The sequence below is a fragment of the Burkholderia sp. Ac-20379 genome, assembly GCF_017104645.1.
In the GTDB taxonomy this organism is placed as follows: domain Bacteria; phylum Pseudomonadota; class Gammaproteobacteria; order Burkholderiales; family Burkholderiaceae; genus Burkholderia.
In genome coordinates, this window is record NZ_JAAGPF010000740.1 from 1 (window position 1) to 1,049 (window position 1,049).

The following is a 1,049-nucleotide window of genomic DNA, read 5'->3' on the forward strand; positions in this document are numbered from 1 at the left end:
TAGCGCCGCGCTGGCCGAGCAGTTTCGCGCGGCGGCCGGCAACGACTGCGCGAGCTTCGTCGACGGCCGCTACCCGTTCGCGCCGGGCGGCGCGTCGGACATCCCGGTGCAGAACTTCACCGAGCTGTTCGGCAACGGCGGGCGCTTCGACAGCTTCTTCAAGTCGACGCTCGCGCAGCGCGTGGATACCGGCGCGCGCGCCTGGCGCTGGAAGCCGGGCGCGCCGCCGGGGCCGGACAGCGTGCTGGCCGGCGCGCAGGTGGCCGACGAGATCCGCCAGAGCTTCTTCGGCGGCGGCGCGCAGGCGCATGTCGGCTTCACGCTGCTCGCGCCGCAGACGGACGCGGCGATCGCGCGCGTGGTGGTGGAGGTGGACGGGCAGAAGCTGGACGTGACCGCGAACGGCGCGTCGTCGGCCTCGAGCGCCGCGATGGTATGGCCGGGGCCGCAGCCGGGCCATGTGGCGATCAGCGCGTTCGACGCGTCGAACCATCCGGTCGGCACGCCGCTGCGCTTCGATGGCGACTGGGCGTGGTTCCACGCGCTCGACGCCGGGCATCCGCAGAAGCAGGGCGACCTGCGCATGGTGGCGAGCTTCTCGTTCGACGGCCACGCGGTGCGCCTGCCGATCCAGCCCGCGAGCCTGCGCAATCCGTTCCTCGGCGACGCCGTGCGGCGTTTCAGGTGCCCGCGATGAGCGGCGTCGGGTTCTACGGCAAGCTGCCCGCGGCCGGCGATTTCGTGAGACGGCGTTTGCCGGGCGAGTTCGTCGAGGGCTGGGACCGGCATTTTCAGCATGCGCTCGAAGCTGGCCGCCGCGCGCTGGGCGCCGGCTGGGACGCCGCCTGGCGCGACGGCCCGGTGTGGCGCTTCGTGCTGCCCGCGCAGGTGTGCGGCGGCGGTGCGTGGTGCGGCGTGATCGGAAGAGCGTCGTGCAGGGAAAGAGCGTTGGGGGCAGGGGTGGAGGCGGTGGCCGTGGGTGGAGCACAAGTGATAGCGAGTTACTCACAATGCATTGACCCTGCTGTGTTGTTCACTCGTGCGTTCCT

Annotated in this window: 2 protein-coding genes; both read left to right on the forward strand. The window is 71.9% G+C overall.

Translation table 11 applies throughout. The features are described 5' to 3' along the window. The coding region (locus G3N92_RS34340; RefSeq protein ID WP_277396226.1) for a type VI secretion IcmF C-terminal domain-containing protein at positions 1-697 on the forward strand (697 nt) is incomplete at its 5' end. Beyond that, a partial coding sequence (tagF, locus tag G3N92_RS34345) for a type VI secretion system-associated protein TagF (protein ID WP_206131914.1) occupies positions 694-1,049 on the forward strand: 356 nt, incomplete at its 3' end. The genes G3N92_RS34340 and tagF, both read left to right, overlap by 4 nt.